The sequence below is a fragment of the Gordonia sp. NPDC003504 genome (assembly GCF_053587995.1).
Genome location: NZ_JBSFPC010000002.1, coordinates 492779 through 510455, shown reverse-complemented (window position 1 = coordinate 510455; position 17677 = coordinate 492779). Strand labels below are relative to the sequence as shown.

Annotated in this window: 15 protein-coding genes; 4 read left to right on the top strand and 11 right to left on the bottom strand. The window is 66.8% G+C overall.

The window, feature by feature from the left end; all coding sequences use genetic code 11:
- Nucleotides 1–73: 73 nt before the first annotated feature.
- On the bottom strand, nucleotides 74–1702 hold the full coding sequence (locus ACWDPV_RS06570) for a solute symporter family protein (RefSeq protein ID WP_449742246.1): 1629 nt from the start codon (nucleotides 1700–1702) through the stop codon (nucleotides 74–76).
- Nucleotides 1699–2088 carry a DUF485 domain-containing protein gene (locus tag ACWDPV_RS06565; protein WP_449742245.1) on the bottom strand — a complete coding sequence of 130 codons (390 nt, stop codon included), beginning with the start codon at nucleotides 2086–2088 and terminating at the stop codon, nucleotides 1699–1701. Before ACWDPV_RS06565 ends, ACWDPV_RS06570 begins: the two co-directional genes overlap by 4 nt.
- 164 nt (nucleotides 2089–2252) lie before the next feature.
- Between ACWDPV_RS06565 and ACWDPV_RS06560 the strand changes: the two genes are divergently transcribed.
- Complete coding sequence (locus ACWDPV_RS06560) at nucleotides 2253–3197, top strand: dipeptidase (RefSeq protein ID WP_449742244.1); 945 nt, start codon at nucleotides 2253–2255, stop codon at nucleotides 3195–3197.
- 35 nt (nucleotides 3198–3232) lie between these two features.
- Here the strand turns inward: ACWDPV_RS06560 and ACWDPV_RS06555 are convergent, their stop codons facing one another.
- From ACWDPV_RS06555 to ACWDPV_RS06535, 5 genes are all read right to left on the bottom strand, one after another.
- A complete protein-coding gene (locus tag ACWDPV_RS06555) occupies nucleotides 3233–3532 on the bottom strand; it encodes a GlsB/YeaQ/YmgE family stress response membrane protein (protein WP_348805203.1) in 300 nt (99 codons plus the stop codon).
- Nucleotides 3533–3659: 127 nt separating this feature from the next.
- Nucleotides 3660–5399, bottom strand: coding sequence for a sodium/solute symporter (locus tag ACWDPV_RS06550; RefSeq protein WP_449742243.1), 1740 nt, complete (start codon nucleotides 5397–5399; stop codon nucleotides 3660–3662).
- Entirely contained in the window at nucleotides 5396–5794 is a 399-nt protein-coding gene (locus ACWDPV_RS06545) for a hypothetical protein (RefSeq protein ID WP_449742242.1), read from the bottom strand. The genes ACWDPV_RS06550 and ACWDPV_RS06545 overlap by 4 nt, the downstream gene beginning before the upstream one ends.
- Nucleotides 5791–6579: a LytR/AlgR family response regulator transcription factor gene (locus tag ACWDPV_RS06540; protein WP_449742241.1), complete on the bottom strand. Its 789-nt coding sequence runs from the start codon at nucleotides 6577–6579 to the stop codon at nucleotides 5791–5793. The genes ACWDPV_RS06545 and ACWDPV_RS06540 overlap by 4 nt, the downstream gene beginning before the upstream one ends.
- A 15-nt stretch (nucleotides 6580–6594) precedes the next feature.
- On the bottom strand, nucleotides 6595–7815 hold the full coding sequence (locus ACWDPV_RS06535) for a sensor histidine kinase (RefSeq protein ID WP_449742240.1): 1221 nt from the start codon (nucleotides 7813–7815) through the stop codon (nucleotides 6595–6597).
- 150 nt (nucleotides 7816–7965) lie between these two features.
- Here ACWDPV_RS06535 and lppU point away from each other — a divergent pair, with 150 nt between their 5' ends.
- The gene (gene lppU / locus ACWDPV_RS06530) at nucleotides 7966–8517 is read left to right on the top strand and encodes an LppU family putative lipoprotein (RefSeq protein ID WP_449742239.1); all 552 of its coding nucleotides are present in this window, start codon (nucleotides 7966–7968) and stop codon (nucleotides 8515–8517) included.
- Between the two features lie 210 nt (nucleotides 8518–8727).
- Complete coding sequence (locus ACWDPV_RS06525) at nucleotides 8728–10362, top strand: HNH endonuclease (protein ID WP_449742238.1); 1635 nt, start codon at nucleotides 8728–8730, stop codon at nucleotides 10360–10362.
- An 86-nt stretch (nucleotides 10363–10448) separates the two neighbouring features.
- Here ACWDPV_RS06525 and ACWDPV_RS06520 read toward each other — a convergent pair whose 3' ends face one another.
- From ACWDPV_RS06520 to ACWDPV_RS06510, 3 genes are all read right to left on the bottom strand, one after another.
- Complete coding sequence (locus ACWDPV_RS06520) at nucleotides 10449–12116, bottom strand: class I adenylate-forming enzyme family protein (protein WP_449742237.1); 1668 nt, start codon at nucleotides 12114–12116, stop codon at nucleotides 10449–10451.
- Nucleotides 12113–13078, bottom strand: coding sequence for a cyclase family protein (locus ACWDPV_RS06515; RefSeq protein WP_449742236.1), 966 nt, complete (start codon nucleotides 13076–13078; stop codon nucleotides 12113–12115). Before ACWDPV_RS06515 ends, ACWDPV_RS06520 begins: the two co-directional genes overlap by 4 nt.
- Before the next feature lie 149 nt (nucleotides 13079–13227).
- Nucleotides 13228–14073: a TetR family transcriptional regulator gene (locus ACWDPV_RS06510; RefSeq protein WP_449742235.1), complete on the bottom strand. Its 846-nt coding sequence runs from the start codon at nucleotides 14071–14073 to the stop codon at nucleotides 13228–13230.
- Between the two features lie 86 nt (nucleotides 14074–14159).
- Here ACWDPV_RS06510 and ACWDPV_RS06505 point away from each other — a divergent pair, with 86 nt between their 5' ends.
- Complete coding sequence (locus ACWDPV_RS06505; protein ID WP_449742234.1) at nucleotides 14160–15854, top strand: class I adenylate-forming enzyme family protein; 1695 nt, start codon at nucleotides 14160–14162, stop codon at nucleotides 15852–15854.
- Between the two features lie 17 nt (nucleotides 15855–15871).
- Here ACWDPV_RS06505 and ACWDPV_RS06500 read toward each other — a convergent pair whose 3' ends face one another.
- On the bottom strand, nucleotides 15872–17569 hold the full coding sequence (locus ACWDPV_RS06500) for a protein kinase domain-containing protein (RefSeq protein WP_449742233.1): 1698 nt from the start codon (nucleotides 17567–17569) through the stop codon (nucleotides 15872–15874).
- Between the last annotated feature and the right edge of the window lie 108 nt (nucleotides 17570–17677).

Genomic DNA, 17677 nt, shown 5'->3' with positions numbered 1-17677 from the left:
CAGAGAAGCTGGGTGGTGTGCCACCCAGCTTCTCCAACAGGACCCAAGTTCTCCTCCGGAGATTATCGGGACGTCAGTGCGCGACCGCCTCCTCGGCACCGATGCCGGTCAGCGAACGCACCTCCATCTCGGCATTGCGTTCCGGGGTACCGCGATCGTTCGGCGCGGTCAGGGTGCCGATGATGCCGAGCGCGAACGCGAGCGGGATCGACACGATGCCGGGGTTCTCCAGCGGGAACCAGGCGAAGTCTGCGCCGGGGATCATCGATGTGGCCTTGCCGGAGACGGCGGGGGAGAACACGATCAGCAGCAGCGTCGAGCTGAGGCCACCGTAGATGCTCCACAGGGCTCCGCGAGTGTTGAATCGCTTCCAGTACAGCGAGTACACGATGGTCGGCAGGTTGGCTGCGGCGGCGATCGCGAAGGCCAGCGCCACCAGGAAGGCGACGTTCTGGCCGTTGGCCAGGATGCCGAGGACGATACCCAGCACGCCGAGAGTGATTGCGGCGTAACGGGACACACGCACCTGATCGTCCTCGCTCACCTTGCCGCGCTTGATGACGCTGGCATAGATGTCGTGGGCGAAGCTCGCCGACGCGGTGATGGTGAGGCCAGCGACCACCGCGAGGATCGTCGCGAAGGCGACCGCGGAGATGATGCCGAGTAGCACGGTGCCGCCGAGTTCGAAGGCCAGCAGCGGTGCCGCGGAGTTCTCCTTGCCGGCCGCGGCGAGGATGCGGTCCGGGCCGACGATGGCCGCGGCGCCGTAGCCGAGGATCAGGGTGAACAGGTAGAACGCGCCGATCAGAGCGATGGCCCAGACCACCGAGCGCCGAGCCTCTTTCGCGGTCGGGACGGTATAGAAGCGCATCAACACGTGCGGCAGACCGGCGGTGCCGAGCACCAGGGCGATGGCCAGCGAGATGAAGTTGATCTGCGACTCCAACGATCCGCCGTACTTGGCGCCGGGTGCGAGAACGTCACGGGCGGCGACCTTCTCACTCGACGACCCCGCGATCGCCTGCTGCGCATTGCCGAGGATGTCGGAGACGTTGAGCCCGAACTTGGCGAGCACCATCACCGTCATGAACGCCGCGCCGGCGATCAGCAGGACGGCCTTGATGATCTGCACCCAGGTGGTGCCCTTCATACCGCCGACGAGGACGTAGACGATCATCAGGGTGCCGACGACGGCGATCACCAGCGACTGCCCGGCCCGCGACTCGATGTCGAGCAGCAGGGCGACCAGACCGCCGGCACCGGCCATCTGGGCCAGCAGGTAGAACAGCGACACGGCCAGGGTCGAGATGGCCGCGGCCAGGCGCACCGGACGCTGCTTGAGCCGGAAGCTCAGCACGTCGGCCATGGTGAATTTGCCGGTGTTGCGCAGCAATTCGGCCACCAGCAGCAGGGCGACGAGCCAGGCCACCAGGAAGCCGATGGAGTAGAGGAAGCCGTCGTAGCCATACACCGCGATGGCGCCGGCGATACCGAGGAAACTTGCGGCCGACAGGTAGTCACCGGCGATGGCGACACCGTTCTGCGGACCGGAGAAGGCTCGGCCACCGGTGAAGTAGTCGGCGGCCGAGGAGTTGTTCCGGCTCGCCCGGATGACGACGAACATGGTGATGGCGACGAACGCCACGAAGATCGCGATGTTGGCGACCGGATTGCCGACGGCCGCGGCTGCAGCGGTGGTCATCGTTCGATCTCACTTTCCATCTTGTCGCGCAGCGCGGCGGCCTGCGGATCGAGTTCGCGGTTGGCAAAGCGTACGTAGAGCCCGGTGATGAGGAACGTCGTGACGAACTGCAGCAGACCGAGGATGAGACCGACGTTGATGTTGCCCCACACCGGCGTTGCCATGAAGTCGTGCGCGAAGGCGCCGAGGGCCACATAGAGCGCATACCAGATCAGGAAGAACGCGGTCATCGGGAAGACGAAGCGGCGCAGGGTCCGCTTGAGGTTCTGGAACTCGGGGCTGGCTTGCATGGCGATGAACTGCTCGCCGGACGGGTGCAGCTGATGATGTTCGTGCGGTGGATGGCCGGGCGGCTGGGCCGACGCGGGTTGATCGACAGTGGACAAGATGTCCCTCCCAACTGTGATGGTCGATGCATCACAGAGTGGGTGAGGTCGACATCACACACAACGGGGTGGCATGGGTCACACGACGAAGCCGTTCATCTATGCGGTGGGCGGTCGGTGCGTGCCGATGAACGGTCGGGGAGATTGCGTGTACTACTGGCACCATGACCCTGCTCTGGGACCAGCACGCCTGCCTGCCGCTGCAGCCCGACGCCGACGTCAATCCCCTGACACGGTTCGCGCGGCCCGGCCCGACGTATGTCTCGGTCAACGTCGGGTACTCACCGCAAACCTGCGCCGATTCCATGCGTCTGCTGAACCGTTTTCGCGCCGGAATCGAGGCGCACCCGCGGCTGCGGCTGGCCGGCGGGGTCGACGACATCACGGCCGGCGACCCCACCCGGATCGCGATCGCCTTCGATCTCGAGGACTCCCACCCGCTCGACGGCAACCTCGACAACGTGGCCGCCTTCACCGCACTCGGCGTACGCACCATGTTGCCCAGCTACAACCACGCCAACCGGGCCGGCTGCGGATGTCTCGACACCGACGACACCGGACTCACCGGCTGGGGGCGGGAGCTGGTCGCCGAGATGAACGCCGCGGGCATGGTGCCCGACGGTTCACACTGCAGCGCCCGCACCGGCCTGGACATGTGCGAGGTGTCCACCAAGCCGGTGATCTACAGCCACTCCTGCATGCGCGCCGTCTGGGAGCATCCGCGCAACATCACCGACGATCAGGCGCGCGCGTGTGCGGCCACCGGCGGGGTCGTCGGGATCACCGGCGTCGGAATATTCCTGGGCCCCAATACTCCGTCGATCGAGGCGATGATCCGCCACCTCGAGTACGCCGTCGAACTCGTCGGCATCGATCACGTCGGCGTCAGCACGGATCACTCCTTCGACGCCGCGGACTTCCTCGACGAGATCCGCAGCCATCCGGAGGCCTTCGACGAGTCGTACACGCGCTGGGGTCCCATCGAGTGGATGGCGCCGGAGATCTTCGTGACGCTCGGGGACCATCTGCGTGCGCGCGGCTGGGCCGACGCCGACGTCATCGCGGTGCTCGGCGGCAACTTCGCGCGTGTGGCCGCGGTCAGCTGGTGAGGGTGAGTTGGTGAGGGTCAGCTGGTGACTCTCGCTTACCGCTTCTGGACCAGACCCACGATCCACAGCAGGATCACCGAGCCGAGAATGGCGGTGAACAGGGTGAACCACCATCCGCCACCCGCGGTGTCGAGGAAGAAGCTCAGCAGAAAACCGCCGATCAGCGCGCCGACGATGCCGATGACGATGTTCATCAGGAGTCCGGAGCCGCCGCCCTTGACGATCTTGCCGGCGATCCAGCCGGCGATGGCGCCGATGAAGATGTAGCTGATCCACCCCACATTGGTCAGGGTGGTCGATCGGGCGAGAATCTCGGTGGCGGCCAAGGTGATCATGGTGAACTCCCGTCGGTGGGCGGTCAGGCGAACCTCTCGACCGTAGCCCGTCGACACCGATCTATCGAGGTGTATCCGCGATGACGCATGCGTGGTTCACGACGGAAGCGGCTGCCATGCCCCGGGTTCAGCGCTCGCCCGGGACGCGTTCGACACCCATGCCGAGCCGTTCGGGTACGTGCATGCGGGCGAAGATGCGGGACAGGTCGCCGGGCACGCGGCGTCGCGTGCCGAGGCTGACCAACACCATCGTGGCGAAGGCCAACGGCACGGTGACCGCGGCCGGATAGCCGATGATCACCGCGGGCCACCCGCCGAGAGCCTCGTCGTCGATAACCCCGGCGATCGCCAAAGATGTTGCGGTTCCCGAGGACACGCCGCCGATCACCATGCCGCAGATCGCGCCCATCGGAGTCAGCCCACGCCACCAGATACCCAGGATGAGCAGAGGACAGAGAGTGGATGCGGCCACCGCGAACACCAGGCCGACGGTTCGCGACAGTTCCAATGACGTGGTCGCCAGGGACAACACGATGGGTAGCGTCCCGCCGATCACCGCCGCGATACGGAAGTCGCGGATCCGGCCGGACAGCACGTCGGTGGATACCGCGCCGGCGACGCTGACGAGTAGCCCCGACGAGGTCGCCAGGAAGGCCGCGATCGCACCCGCGGCGACGAGTGCGGCGAGGAGTTGTCCGGCGAGTCCACCGACCGCCGCCGACGGCAACAACAACACCGCCGCGTCGGCGGTCCCGGTGATCAGCAGCTGCGGCACGTAGAGCCGCGCGAACACACCCAGCAGGAGGGGAAACAGGTAGAACAGTCCGAGCAGCGCGATCACGGTGAGTGCGGTGCGACGGGCCGAGCGACCGTCGGGATTGGTGTAGAAGCGCACCAGCACGTGCGGCAATCCCATGGTGCCGAGGAACGTCGCGATGATGATCGAATACACCTGGAACAGTGGATGTTCGCCACCCAGACCGCCTCCGGTGGACAGCCACGCCGCCCCCGTCGTCGGCGCCCCGGCGACCACCGGGGTGGCGGCACCGGCGTCGAGGTGAATGGTGGTGCCCGACCGCAGGGTGTACTCACCGGGGGCCGGGAATCGGCCGTCGTGCATCTCGTGGCCGTCGACGACGCCGCTGACCCGCACGCCCGCGACCGCGGGCACCGCGACGACGGTGTCGGTGGTGACGTCCACGGTGGTCGCGACGTCGACCCGCGGTGGTGCGGGTTCGCCGACGGCGTGGCGATCGCCGAGGAACACGATCACCAGGGCGAGTGCGGGAACGCCGATCGCGGTGAGTTTCAGCCAGTACTGGAAGGCCTGCACAAAGGTGATCGAACGCATGCCGCCGCCGACCACGTTGACGATGACGATGACGCCGACCGCCACCGCACCCACCCACACCGGCACACCGAGCAGGATGTTCAATGTGAGTCCGGCGCCCTGGAATTGGGGGATCAGGTACAACACGCAGATCACCACCACGACGATCATCGCGGTCTGGCGGGCCGGGCGGGATGCGAGCCGGAACTCGGCGAAGTCCGGCACGGTGTAGGCGCCGGACCGGCGCAGCGGCGCGGCGACGAACAACAGCACGCCGAGGTAGCCGGCGGTGAAGCCCACCGGATACCACAGGGCGTCGGCGCCATATTTGGCGACGAGTCCCGCCACACCGAGAAAGGATGCCGCCGAGAGGTATTCGCCGGAGATCGCGGCCGCATTCCAGCGTGATCCAACACTGCGGGAGGCCACCAGGAAATCGGAGGTGGTGCGGGCGAACCGGCCGCCGTAGGCGCCGATGACGATGGTGGCCAGTGCCGCGACCACCAGGGCGGTCGCCGTCAGCACCGACTCACTCATCGTCGGCCATCGGTGGCCTCGGAGGTGCGGGCGTCGTCGTCGACGACGCCCATGAAGTCGCTTTCGGCCTGCTCGGCCAGCCGGACGTAGAGGCGTCCGAAACCGTAGAGGACCGGATACAGTGCGACGCCGAGCACCAGCCACGACAGTCTGATGCCGAACACGTCGAAATCGGCGAGACTGGGTAAGATGATGCCCAGCAACGGGATCAGCGCGATCAGTGCGACGATGCTGACGCCGAGGCGTAGGGCCAGCCCCAGTTGTGCGCGCATCAGTCCGCGCACGAGGGCGTCGCCGACCTCGGTCTGCTCATGGACCTCCACGCGGGTGCGGACGATCCGGGCGCCACGGCGTTGTGCGAGGACCACCCGCTCGCGGTGCGGTGGGCCGGTCATTGCTCGTCCCCGGATCGGTACGCGCGCATGGGGTCCCGGATCAGTCGGTCCTTGAGTTCCCGAACCTGCCTGCGGCTCACCGGGAGTTCGGCAGCGTCGGCGGATCCGTTGGCGCGCACGCACACCACTGTCGTCGAGCCGGCCGACCGCAGGCCGGTCACCATCGGCAACGCCACCAGATACGAACGGTGGATGCGGGCGAAACCCTTGTCCTGCCAGCGTGATTCCAGTGTGCTCAGCGGGATGCGGACCAGGTGCGCACCGGTGGCCGAATGTAGTCGTGCGTAGTCGCCGACCGCCTCCACCCAGGAGATCGAGTCGCGACGCACCAGCGAGGTCACCCCACCGAGTTCGACGGGGATGACGTCATCGTCGCGCCCGGACTCCGGCTCCGCGTCGCGGTGTCCGGCGACCGCGGCCTCCACCCGTTCGATGGCCTGCCGTAATCGCTCATCGCGCAAGGGTTTCAGCAGGTAATCGAGGGCGCCAACGTCGAAGGCGTCGACGGCGCGATCGTCGTGGGCGGTGACGAACACGATCGCCGGCGGATCACTCAGTTTGCCCAGGACGGTGGCCAGTTCGATGCCGGACAGTCCCGGCATGTTGATGTCGAGGAAGACGGCGTCGATGGTGTGGTCGTTGAGGGTGCGCAACGCCTGGGTGGCATCGGAGGCCGAGCGCACCTCGCCGATGCCCGGTTCCCGGGAGAGCAGGAACACCAGTTCGTCGAGGGCGGGCCGCTCGTCGTCGACGGCCAGAACGCTCAGGGGCACGGCGAATCCCATCTCATTGCTGCTTCATCACACCTGCACGCCGGCACGGAACTTCGGGACGCGCATACCGACCTTTGTTCCGGCGCCGATGCCGGTATCGACCACTAGACCGTAGTCGTTGCCGAACGCCGCCCGCAGCCGATGATCGACATTGGTGAGCCCCACGTGGGCGCCCGCGGATTCGCCGCGTTCCCGAGCGGACGGTCCGGGCGGATCGAGCGCGTCGATCTCACCCGACCGCAACAGCTCCGGGTCCATTCCGACACCGTCGTCTTCGACGGTGATCACACAGTCGGCGCCCTCGTCGCGGGCGATGATCGTGATGGTGCCGCCGCCTTTGCCTGCCAGTCCGTGCCGGACCGCGTTCTCCACGAGTGGCTGCAGGGCCAGGAACGGTACGACGACGCCGAGGACCTCCGGCGCCACCTGTAACCGCACGTCCAGGGCGGTGCCGAAGCGGGCCCGCTCCAACGTCAGGTAGCGGTCGATGTTGCGCAGTTCGTCCGACAGCAGGGTGTACTCGCCGGCGGCACGGAACGAGTAGCGGGTGAAGTCGGCGAACTCGATGATGAGTTCCCGGGCGCGGTCCGGGTCGGTCCGCACGAACGAGGCGATCGTGTTGAGCGCGTTGTAGATGAAGTGCGGACTGATCTGGGCGCGCAGCGCGAGGACCTCGGCGCGGTCCAGGCGGGTGCGTGACGCGTCGAGTTCGGCCAATTCCACCTGATCGGCGACGTAGCGGGCGACCTCGGCGATGGCGCCGAGCTTGCCGGGGGTTGGGTGGTCGACGGTGACGACGACCAGCGCACCGGCACCCACGTCGTCGGCGATCAGGGGTTGGGCGATGAGCGTCCGTACTGGCGACTCGGGGCCGGACGGGTCGTTCACCAGGACGCGGCGCTGGTCGGTCAGAGCGGACGTGGCCGCCGTGTCCGCGGCCGCGATCAGCAGCTCATCCCACGTGACGATGTCGGTGACGTCATGAGCGAGCAGTGACGGTTCGGCGTCGTAGAGCGCGATGCCGTCGGCGGCGGTCAGGGAACGCAGCGGCGGGAGGGCATCCCGCGCGGCGTCGGCGGTGAGACCGCCGCGCAGCGACCGAGCCGCCAGCGACGCGGTGTGCAATGCCGTGTGCACGGCTCGTTCGGTGGGGGTGGCGACGACCCGGCGGGTCCGGACCAGCACGATCAGCCCGGCGACGACGGCCACCGCGACGATGGCGAGTGCGATCGCCAGACCGCTAGACATGGCAACTCCCGGATGTCGACCTCACAGGTGTCATTGTCGCGCGTTCGAATGGTCCGGTATGAGTCGAATGGGGGATGTGTCGTAGCGTTCTGGGGACATGTCGGGGCCGGGGAAAGTGGCCCATGGATGCGGAGGTGGGAAGTGCGCGGGATGTCGGCGCGAGTCATCGGTGGAATCGGGGCAGGGTTGCTGGCTGCAGCGACCCTGACCGGGTGTGGAGCACTGCCGTTCGGCGACTCGTCGACCGTGTCGTCGGTGACGGAGAGTCAGGACGGTGGCGGTGACGTCGACTTCGACGCGAACATCGGCGATTGCGTCTACCTGTCCGGCACGACGTTGGACGCCGACATCGATCACGCGACCTGTGGGCAGGACCCGGCGAACTACGTCGTGGTGGCCAAGGCTCCGAACAAGGAGGCCTGCCCGTCCGACGTTGACCAGACCTACTACGTCACCCGCGGTTCGACGCAGACCGGTGCGCTGTGCCTCGACACCGACTGGACCGTCGGCGAGTGCATGACCGTGCCGAGCTACGGCGACCCTGCGCACGTCGAATGCACGTCCTCCGACTCCGACGCGCTGCGCGTCCTCGAGATCGTCCCCGGTACCACCGACGACAGTCAGTGCCCGGACGCGACGACCAACTACTACACCTACGATGAGCGCCAGAAGGTCGTCTGCGTGGAGAAGTTGCAGGGCTGACGGGCTTCGCTCGACCAGCGGTTGGTGACCTCCCGCTGGTCGAGGTCGAGGCCACCTCCGCTAACCGGGAGCGAAACCAGGCCACCCCCAACCGAACCCAACGTTGAGGAGGCGGATAGTTCTCGTACCCAGTAGATTCGGCACCGATCAGTTTTGTCGTACCCCCTCGATATACTTGCGTCAGTTCAGTTGATGCGTCCGATCAAGGGGGTGAACATCTTGGCCGACACCACAATTCGCACGACTACCGCGCCGGAACTGTCGATGACCGCCGCCGACGCCGCCATGATCGATCACCTCCCCGCCGAGCAGGCCACCGCTCTGGCCCGATCGTTGCAACGCCAAGAACGACAAATGACCGCCCGGAAGGTGCTCTCCGCAGCCCGGATCGGGCACACCGTGTACGACGAGATGCTGCTCTCGGGCCACATGACCAACATGCACACCACCGGCGCCGTCGACAAAGCCGCCACCGGCAAGGTCTCGACCGCGTTGGGTGTGTCGGTGCCGCACGCCACGGCGTGGATGACGCTGAGTTTCCTGCTGTCGACACTCCCGACGGTAACCGCGGCGTTCTTGGCCGGTGACCAGTCGCTGGAACATATCCGCATCATTGCCGACGAGATCGTCGTCCTGTCCGATGACGATGTGCGCGCGTTCGCCGAAACCCGTGCACTGCAACTGGCGATGCGTAATCAGGCGGATACGACATTGCGGGATCAGGTTGCCGAGATGGTGATCGCGCTGGATCCCGACGGTGCTGCCGACCGTCGCGAGGAGGCCGCTGCTCGGGTTCAGAATGTGCGGGTTCGTCGGGACACCAACGGGCATTGCAGCATCTCGGTGTACGCACCGGGTGAGGTGGGTGCGCATCTGGCGGCGCGGATCGCGACGATGATCAGTGAGCGGATCTGCCCGCGTGATCGGCGTCGTCGGGGTCAGGTGCAGGTCGCGGCATTCGCCGAAATCCAGGGCCTACCCGGTGCGTACCTGTCGTGTGAGTGCGGGCGGGGTGACTGCTCGCGGGCGGTCCCGTTGCCGGATGAGCCCTGTGGTCTGACCGACCGCGACATCGACCCCGACGACGACGCGGCTGATCTGTTCGACGATGTCGAAACCGAGCGTGGTGAGCCTGATGAGATCACCGAACCCGAGACGACCGACAATCCCCAGACGGTCACCTACGGCGACGCTGACTGTGTGGCAGCGGATACCGTCGAGGCGCAACCCGACACCGACACAGACACCGAACCCGATACCGACAGTGATTCGCAGTTGTCGCTGTCGTTGATCACCGACCCATCCGGGCAGCGGGAAGCCCGGCTGGAATACTTCGGCGTGATTGACGAAGCTCACGCCCGAACGCTGATCAATTCGGGACAGTTGGTGACCGTCACCGAGTGTCCCACCCTGGACATATCCACCATCAGCACCGCCACCTCGCTGGAACGGATACCGGCGGCGTGGCGTCGCCTCGACGACCCGTTCCCCGCAACCCCGGTCGACCCGTCCGGGCACGGCGGCTATCTCCTCCCACCGCCGGGTGCGTTGACGTATCGGATACCGGCGTGGTTGCGGGAGAAGATCATCGAGTTGGATGGCACCTGCCGGTATCCGCAGTGCGGCCGGCCGGCCGGTGACTGCCAGATCGATCACCTGGTGAAGTTCGTGCACCGCGATCCGATCACCGGTGGCTGGACGGTGGAGTTCAACCTGATGCCGCTGTGTACCCCGGACCACCAACGAAAACACATGGGGCTGTTGATCCCCACCATGCTCGCCGATCGGGCGGTCATCTGGCGCGATCCCGTCACCGGGGAAACCATCACCACCTATCCGCGGTAGGCTCGCAAGCTCTGCCGGCACTCGACCGGCTGGGTGGGGCAACTCGGCCGGCGGAAGTCACCGCCGGCCGAGCTGCATGACGGTCCTCAGCCGTTGTCCCGCAACTCCCTTCGCAGGATCTTGCCGGTGACGGTCTTCGGTAGTTCGCCGACGATCTCCACCGTGCGCGGATACTTGTAGGCCGCCATCTGTTCCTTGCAGAAGGCGATCAGGTCGTCGGGGTCGACGGACTCACCTTCGCGCAGGGAGACATAGGCTTTCACCGTTTCACCGCGGTAGTCGTCCGGTACCCCGACGACCGCCGCCTCCCGGACGGCCGGATGGGTGTAGAGGACGTCCTCGACCTCCCGTGGCCAAACCTTGTATCCGGACGCGTTGATCATGTCCTTCTTGCGGTCGACGAGATAGAACCAGCCGTCGGAGTCCATGAAACCGACGTCGCCGGTGTGTAGCGCACCGCCGGGGATCGAACTCGCCGTCGCCTCCGGCTTGTTCCAGTACCCCGCCACCACCTGTGGACCGGACGTGACGAACTCGCCGACCTCGCCGGGCGCGACGTCGTTGCCGGTCTCGTCGACGACGCGCACCACGGTGTTGAACACCGGCACGCCCACCGACAACGCTCCCGACGCCGGATCGACCGGAGCCCGGACACCCAGTGGCACACCATGAGACGGGGAGTTGGTCTCGGTGAGCCCGTAGATGTTGTGGATGTAGGCGCCGAAGACCTCCTCGAGGCGGTCGGCGACGGCCGGTGCGATCGGAGCGCCACCCGAGTACAGGATTCGCAGACTCTCGAAATCGTCGCGGGTGGCTCCCGGTGCCGACGCCAGGGCGTTGAACGCGGTGATCGCGGCGACCGTGAACACCGGACGGTGCTCCCGGATGGCGTCGAGCATGACCGACGGTTCGAAACGATGCGCAAGCACCAGCGGCGACCCGGCGATCATCGCGAACATCACATGCCCTACCAGCCCGGTGATGTGGAACAGCGGTGCCACGCCCAGCACACCCTCACCCGGCTTGAGGCCGGTCCAATCCCGATACGTCTGCGCATTGAACGCCAGGTTCCCATGAGTGTTCATAGCGCCCTTGGGATTACCGGTGGTACCCGAGGTGTAGGCGAGCACCGCGACGTCGTCGGGGCTCAACGTCACTGGCGGCAACTCCGCGCCGATGTCATCGTCGATGATGGTGAGCAGGTCCAGCGTTCCCTCCGGCTTCGTCCGGGTGAGTCCGGCAAAGAGACGCTCGTCGTTACGACCCTGGAAGTCCAACGGCGAGCAGGTGATCACCGTGTGCACCGACGTACTGCCGGCCGCGATCACCTCCTTGGCGACGGTCTCGTACAGGTCGTCGAGGGTGAGCAGGGCGACCGCGCCGGAGTCGGTGAGCAGATAGGTCAACTCCCGGGCCTTGTTCATCGGGTTGATCGCCACGGCGGCACCACCGGCCCGCCAGGCGGCGATCAGACCGATGACGAACGCCGGATTGTTCTGCACGTACAGGGCAAGTCGGTCGCCGGCGTTGAATCCCCTCTCGCGCAACGTGACAGCCACAGCGCGTGACGCCTTGTCGACATCGCCGAAGCTCAGTGAGCCATCGAAGTAGAGCAGGAACGGATCATCGGGATGATCGGCGACCGCGGCGTCGAAGATGTCGAGTCCGGTGCGGTACTCGACGTCGATGTCGGGTGGCGATCCCGGCGGGTACAGGGCCAGCCACGGCCGGTCGGCGTAGGTGGGGCTGCTCACTTGAGCACCACCGGGTTCACCGGGGATCCGGTCGCATTGTGGATCTTCAACGGCGCCGCGACATAGAAGAATTCGTACACACCGTCGGCGGCGCAATCGGCGGCGAGTTTCTCCATGTCGCAGATCTCGGTGAAGGCGACGCCGAGGTTGCGCATCAGGGCGTTGTGCAGCACCAGGGCGACACCGTTGTGCGGGTCGGTGGTGATCTCGTTGGCGATCGTGTCGGTGACGAGGTTGGGAATCTCGTTGCCCTGGAACCACTCCACGAGTTCCGGGGAGTACACCAGGCCGGGCTCGCAGAAGTCGTCGTAGAACTTGTCGCCCTGACGGAAGAACAATTCCAGATGGTTGGTGCGGATCAGTAGGATGTCGCGTGGCTTGATCTCGATACCCTGTGCGGCGGCGCACTTCTCGAGGTCGGTGTGGTCGAAGGTCTCGCGGGGGCCGAGGCAGTCGACACCACGGAAGCGGGCCATGTCCAGCAGCACCGCGCGCCCGGCGACGCCCCGTTCGGCGATGGGTTCGACGCTGGCCTTGTCGAGTCCGCCGACGGTGGTGCGAGCGTCGTAGCCATTCCAGATCTTGCCGCCGTACCAGACGTGTCCGAGTGCGTCGTACTGGGTGGAGCCCTGCAGGAAGGCGTTGATCTTGTCGTCGGCGTAATGCAGTCCGCCGGGGAATGCGGGTCCGTCGCCACCCTCGTCCCAGTGCGACTCGTCGAGGATCATTTCCCGGGTCGCCGGGCTGCGTCCGGGCCACACCGGGTCACCGTTGGGGTCACCGATCAGTCGCTGCAGCGTGAACAGGGCGCCCTTGCGGATCAGCGCGGCACCGGCGAGTACCTGCTCGGCGGTCAGGTAGTTGAGACTGCCCACCTCGTCGTCGGGACCCCACTTCCCCCAGTTGCTGGGTGCGCCGTCGAGGAGCTCGGTGAGGTCGGGAGCCTGTGGTGCGGATGTCATGGGTGGTCGCCTCCATCGATTCGTCAGGTCTGAACAGTCCGAGCGATCGTTCGGACCGGGTTCAGTGAGATGAGGATCACAGACGGACCCGGCGTGCGTCAACCCCCGCCGCCGCAGGCTTGTCGGCGGCGGTCGGAGCTCGCTGATGTTCAGTCGGGCTGAACCCGATGGCCCATCATGGTCAGCGCCAGCCGGGCGTACTCGGCGGCCACCTCGTCGGGGGACTGCGGCCCGCGAGGCGAGAACCAGTAGGGCAGTGCCATGCACATGGTGGCGATGGCGCGGCCGGTGTTGTGGGGTGTGTCGGTGGTGAACGCGCCGGTCGCGACGGCGCGGGCGGCCGCGTGGTCGAGGCGTTGCTGGATGCGACGGCGATTGTCGGCGATCCGGGACCGGTCGGGCTCCTCGAGGCTGCGCATCTCGGTGGCCACGATGAAGGCCAGGTCGCGGCGGTGGGTGTGACACAGTGCGAGTGCCTCCACCATCTTCGCGAAACCCTCCACCGGAGAATCGGTTTCATCGGATGCGGCGGCCATCCGCCAGGTGATGTCGGCGATCGTGAGATCGCAGAGCGCGACGAGCATCTGCTGCTTACTACGGTGATGGTGATAGATCCCGGCGACGCTGATGCCCGCGGCGTTGGCCACCAGCCGCATCGTCGCGCCGTGATAGCCGGTCTCGGTGAACACCTCCACCGCGGCCGAGAGCACCGGGTCCAGATCGAGGTCGGCGAAGTGGCGCCAGTCGCCGGAGGCGGGATGTGCGGCGTCGGCCACCGGTGCGCCGGCGTCGAAATCGAGGAGCGTGGAACTCGGCACGCCGAGTGCAGCGGCGATCGCGTTCAGGCGGTCGATCGTGACGGCGACCTTGTCGTTCTCGATCGCACTCATGGTGCCGACGCTGACGCCGAGCGCGCTCGCCAGCGCACGCAGGGTGATCCCCGCGTGTTCACGGGTGCGCCGAACCGCCGATCCGACCGCACTTCGTTCAGCCATGCTGAACACGGTAGGCCATTGGTGCGCTGCCTGTCCGCGCGTTCGCCGGACACGGGAGGTCACGCGTTCGTACACTCGCGGACGCGATGAACACACCCGCAGCACCGGACTCCGAACACCGCGTCGACGTCTACGACCGACGTCCGTGGTTGGCCCACTATGCGCCGGGACGTGGGGCGCACCTGCGGATCGGTGTTGCGACCGCGCTCGACATGTTCGACGCGACGGTCGCCGCCCATCCCGACGACATCGCGATCGCCTACTTCGACCGCGTGCTGACGTGGTCGGAACTCGACCACGCGGCCGGCGCCGTCGCCGCGTTGCTCATCGCCCGGGGATTCGCACCGGGCGACCGGATGGCCCTGATCCTGCAGAATGATCCGGCGTTCGTCATCGGGTTGATCGCGGCCTGGCGCGCCGGGGGAGTGGCCGCGACCCTCAGCCCGATGTCGACCGCCGACGAACTCGCCGCACGGCTCGGTGAGTACACGCCGACGGCGCTGCTGGTCCTCGACGACATCTACGAGGACCGACTTCGGAACCTGTTGGGCGACGGGCACTCCGGGATACGGGTGGTGCTCACCGCGTCGCCGATCAGCGGCGTGGGTGATCCGGATGCGAGGTTGTTTCCCGATGCCGACTTCGGACGAAACGCGCCCGCCGACACCATCGATCTCGACGCGCTGATCGCCGGGTGGCCGACGGACCGGGCGGTGCCGGCACGACCGGTCGGTCCGCTCGACACCGCGGTGCTGATGGCGACGTCGGGAACCACCGGACCACCCAAGGGGGCGCGCCTGACCCATGCGAACCTCGTGTTCAGTGCCCACGTGTACCGGGACTGGACCGGTGCGACGCGCGAACCGGTCCTCGGTGCGTCGCCGGTCTTCCACGTGACGGGGCTGATCGGTGGCGTCATGCTCGCCACCCTGCTCGGCGCAACCCTGGTGCTGACCCACCGCTTCCATCCCGAGGTGATGGCCGACGCCATCCGGCGTCACCGCCCCGGTTTCATGGTCGCGGTGATCACCGCCTACATCGCACTCGCCGACGAATCAACGATCACCGCAACCGAACTGGAGCCGCTTCGACTGCGGCTGTCGGGCGGCGCCCCGATCGATCCGGAGACCGCCCAGCGGATCGCCGATCGGCTCGGCGGTTACATCCACAACGTCTACGGACTCACCGAGACCACCTCACCCACCCACATGGTGCCCCTCGGGAGGGATGCCCCGGTCGACCCGGAAACGGGTGTGCTGTCGGTCGGGGTGCCGGTGTTCGACACGTCGGTACGAGTCGTCGACGAGTCCGGTGCCGATCTGCCCGCCGGTGAGATCGGTGAACTCGTGGTGTCCGGGCCGCAGGTGGTCGACGGCTATTGGCAGAACCCCCGGGCCAGTGCGGATACCTTCGTTGGCGGCGAATTACGCACCGGCGACCTGGGATTCATGGACGACGACGGCTGGTTCTACATCATTGACCGCAAGAGCGAACTCATCAACGCGTCCGGGTACAAGGTGTGGCCCACGGAGGTCGAACGTGTCGTGCGCACCCATCCGGCGGTCGTCGACGCCGCCGTGGTCGGCATCCCCGACGAGTACCGGGGCGAGTCGGTGAAGGCGTTCGTCGTTCTCGCCGAACCGGATTCGGTGTCCGAGGCCGGGCTGATCGACTACTGCCGCGACCGTCTCGCCGCCTTCAAGTATCCGCGGGAGATCGAGATCGTCGGTGAACTCCCCCGCTCGGCGACGGGAAAACTGCTGCGCCGCAAGCTGAGGTGACCCGAACGGCGCTCACCTCACGCCCGGGTGCCCGAATCCACCTTCTGATCGTCGCGGACCACGGCCTGCCCGGCGACCCGCGCGTTGCCGGATATCGCTGCGTCGTCACTGATCTGGGCCGACCCGGCGACCTCGGCGTGGCCGTGGATACGGGCCCGCCCGTCGACGACGGCCGATCCGGAGACGATCGCGGCGTCGCCCACCCGCGCGTGGCCGCGAACGGTTGCCCGATCGCTGATGCGGCACCGGTCACTCACGATCGCGAACTCGTCGACGCGGGCGTGGCCGCCGATCTTGGCTCGACCACAGATTCGCGAGTTTCCGTCGATGATCGACGCGTCCCCGATCACGGCCTCCTCGTACACCCAGGCCGATCCGGAAACCGATGCGGTGCCGTTGATTTCGGCGTCACCGGAGATGCGTGCCGTACCCGATACCGTGGCATCGCCGAACACCGAGGCATTGCCGTCGACGCGTGTGGTGCCGGAGATGTCGGTGCGGTCGCCCACGAAGGCGTTGTCACGCACGCTCGCGTTCTCGCGGACCCGGGCGTCGCCGACCACCCAGGCGTCCTCGCCCACCCATGCCTGATCTGAGAGGTTCGTCTCCGAGGCGACCCACCCACCCAGATCGCCGGAATTCACCCGGTGTTGCGGTAGGTCGCGGGTCGCCCGGATCTGTCGCAGTGTGACGGTATGGGTGACCCCGACCAGCGTGTAGGTGAATTGCTGTTCGTCTCCGACGAATGCGTAGTGCAGGTCGGGTGCCGGTGCCAGGGTTGCCGGTGCGACGACCGTCTCAGAATACGCATCGCCGACACCGGAGTCCGGTGTGTCCTGCTGCGCAGCACTATGTTCCGCGGGTTCGGACCGCACCGACTCGGGTGTCGACAGGGCGGCGCCGAGCGCCTGCACGAACTCGACGCAGGAGGCGAAACGCTCCTGCGGATGTTTGGCCATGCCACGCGCGATCACCGGGTCGGCGGCGGGTGAAAGTCCCTGTCGCATGGCCGACACCGATGGCGGGGGATCGACGAGGTGCTGCTTCATGACGGTCGCGACGGTCGGTCCCTGGAACGGTTTGCACCCGGTGAGCATCTGGACGGCCATGCAGGCAAGGCTGTATTGATCCGACCGGCCGTCGAGATCGTGGCCGGACATCTGTTCCGGCGAGCAGTAGTCGAAGGTGCCGATGAACGTTCCCGCCGCGGTGAGTCCGTCGTCGGTGCCGATCTGCCGGGCGATACCGAAGTCGGTGAGCATTGTCTGATCGATCTCGGTGTCGATGAGGATGTTGGCGGGTTTCACGTCGCGGTGGACCACCCCGCGCCGGTGCCCGAAGTCGAGTGCGCGGGCGGTGTCGTTGAGGATGGCCAGCGCGGTCGGGATGGGCATTCCCTGCGGTGCGCCGGCCACCAACGCCGCCACGGAGGTGCCGCGCACCAGTCGCATGCTGATCCACAAATTGCCGTGATCCTCGCCGCAGTCATACACCGAGACGATGTGCGGGTGTTCGAGACCGGCCGAGAGGTGGGCCTCGCGCTGGAAACGCCGACGGAAGGCCGGGTCGGCGGACACCGACGCGTTGAGCACCTTCAACGCGACCATCCGTGGCAGACGCGGATGGTGTGCGGCGTAGACCGTCCCCATCCCGCCCTGGCCGACGATCTCGGCCAGTCGGTGTCCGGCGATCTGCGCATCCGGCGACCCGCGCATGATTCACCCTTCCCACACCCCGACGGCGTGCCGACGGCACGCACATGTCGTGGCGAAAGTAGCACCATGAGGTCACGATCGCGTATGTAGCGCGGGGAACAGGTCATT

Coding starts and splice junctions, on each gene's coding strand:
- ACWDPV_RS06570 (WP_449742246.1), bottom strand. CDS start 1,702: ATGACCACCGCTGCAGCCGCGGCCGTCGGCAATCCGGTCGCCAACATC.
- ACWDPV_RS06560 (WP_449742244.1), top strand. CDS start 2,253: ATGACCCTGCTCTGGGACCAGCACGCCTGCCTGCCGCTGCAGCCCGAC.
- ACWDPV_RS06555 (WP_348805203.1), bottom strand. CDS start 3,532: ATGATCACCTTGGCCGCCACCGAGATTCTCGCCCGATCGACCACCCTG.
- ACWDPV_RS06550 (WP_449742243.1), bottom strand. CDS start 5,399: ATGAGTGAGTCGGTGCTGACGGCGACCGCCCTGGTGGTCGCGGCACTG.
- ACWDPV_RS06545 (WP_449742242.1), bottom strand. CDS start 5,794: ATGACCGGCCCACCGCACCGCGAGCGGGTGGTCCTCGCACAACGCCGT.
- ACWDPV_RS06540 (WP_449742241.1), bottom strand. CDS start 6,579: ATGGGATTCGCCGTGCCCCTGAGCGTTCTGGCCGTCGACGACGAGCGG.
- ACWDPV_RS06535 (WP_449742240.1), bottom strand. CDS start 7,815: ATGTCTAGCGGTCTGGCGATCGCACTCGCCATCGTCGCGGTGGCCGTC.
- lppU (WP_449742239.1), top strand. CDS start 7,966: ATGTCGGCGCGAGTCATCGGTGGAATCGGGGCAGGGTTGCTGGCTGCA.
- ACWDPV_RS06515 (WP_449742236.1), bottom strand. CDS start 13,078: ATGACATCCGCACCACAGGCTCCCGACCTCACCGAGCTCCTCGACGGC.
- ACWDPV_RS06510 (WP_449742235.1), bottom strand. CDS start 14,073: ATGGCTGAACGAAGTGCGGTCGGATCGGCGGTTCGGCGCACCCGTGAA.
- ACWDPV_RS06505 (WP_449742234.1), top strand. CDS start 14,160: ATGAACACACCCGCAGCACCGGACTCCGAACACCGCGTCGACGTCTAC.
- ACWDPV_RS06500 (WP_449742233.1), bottom strand. CDS start 17,569: ATGCGCGGGTCGCCGGATGCGCAGATCGCCGGACACCGACTGGCCGAG.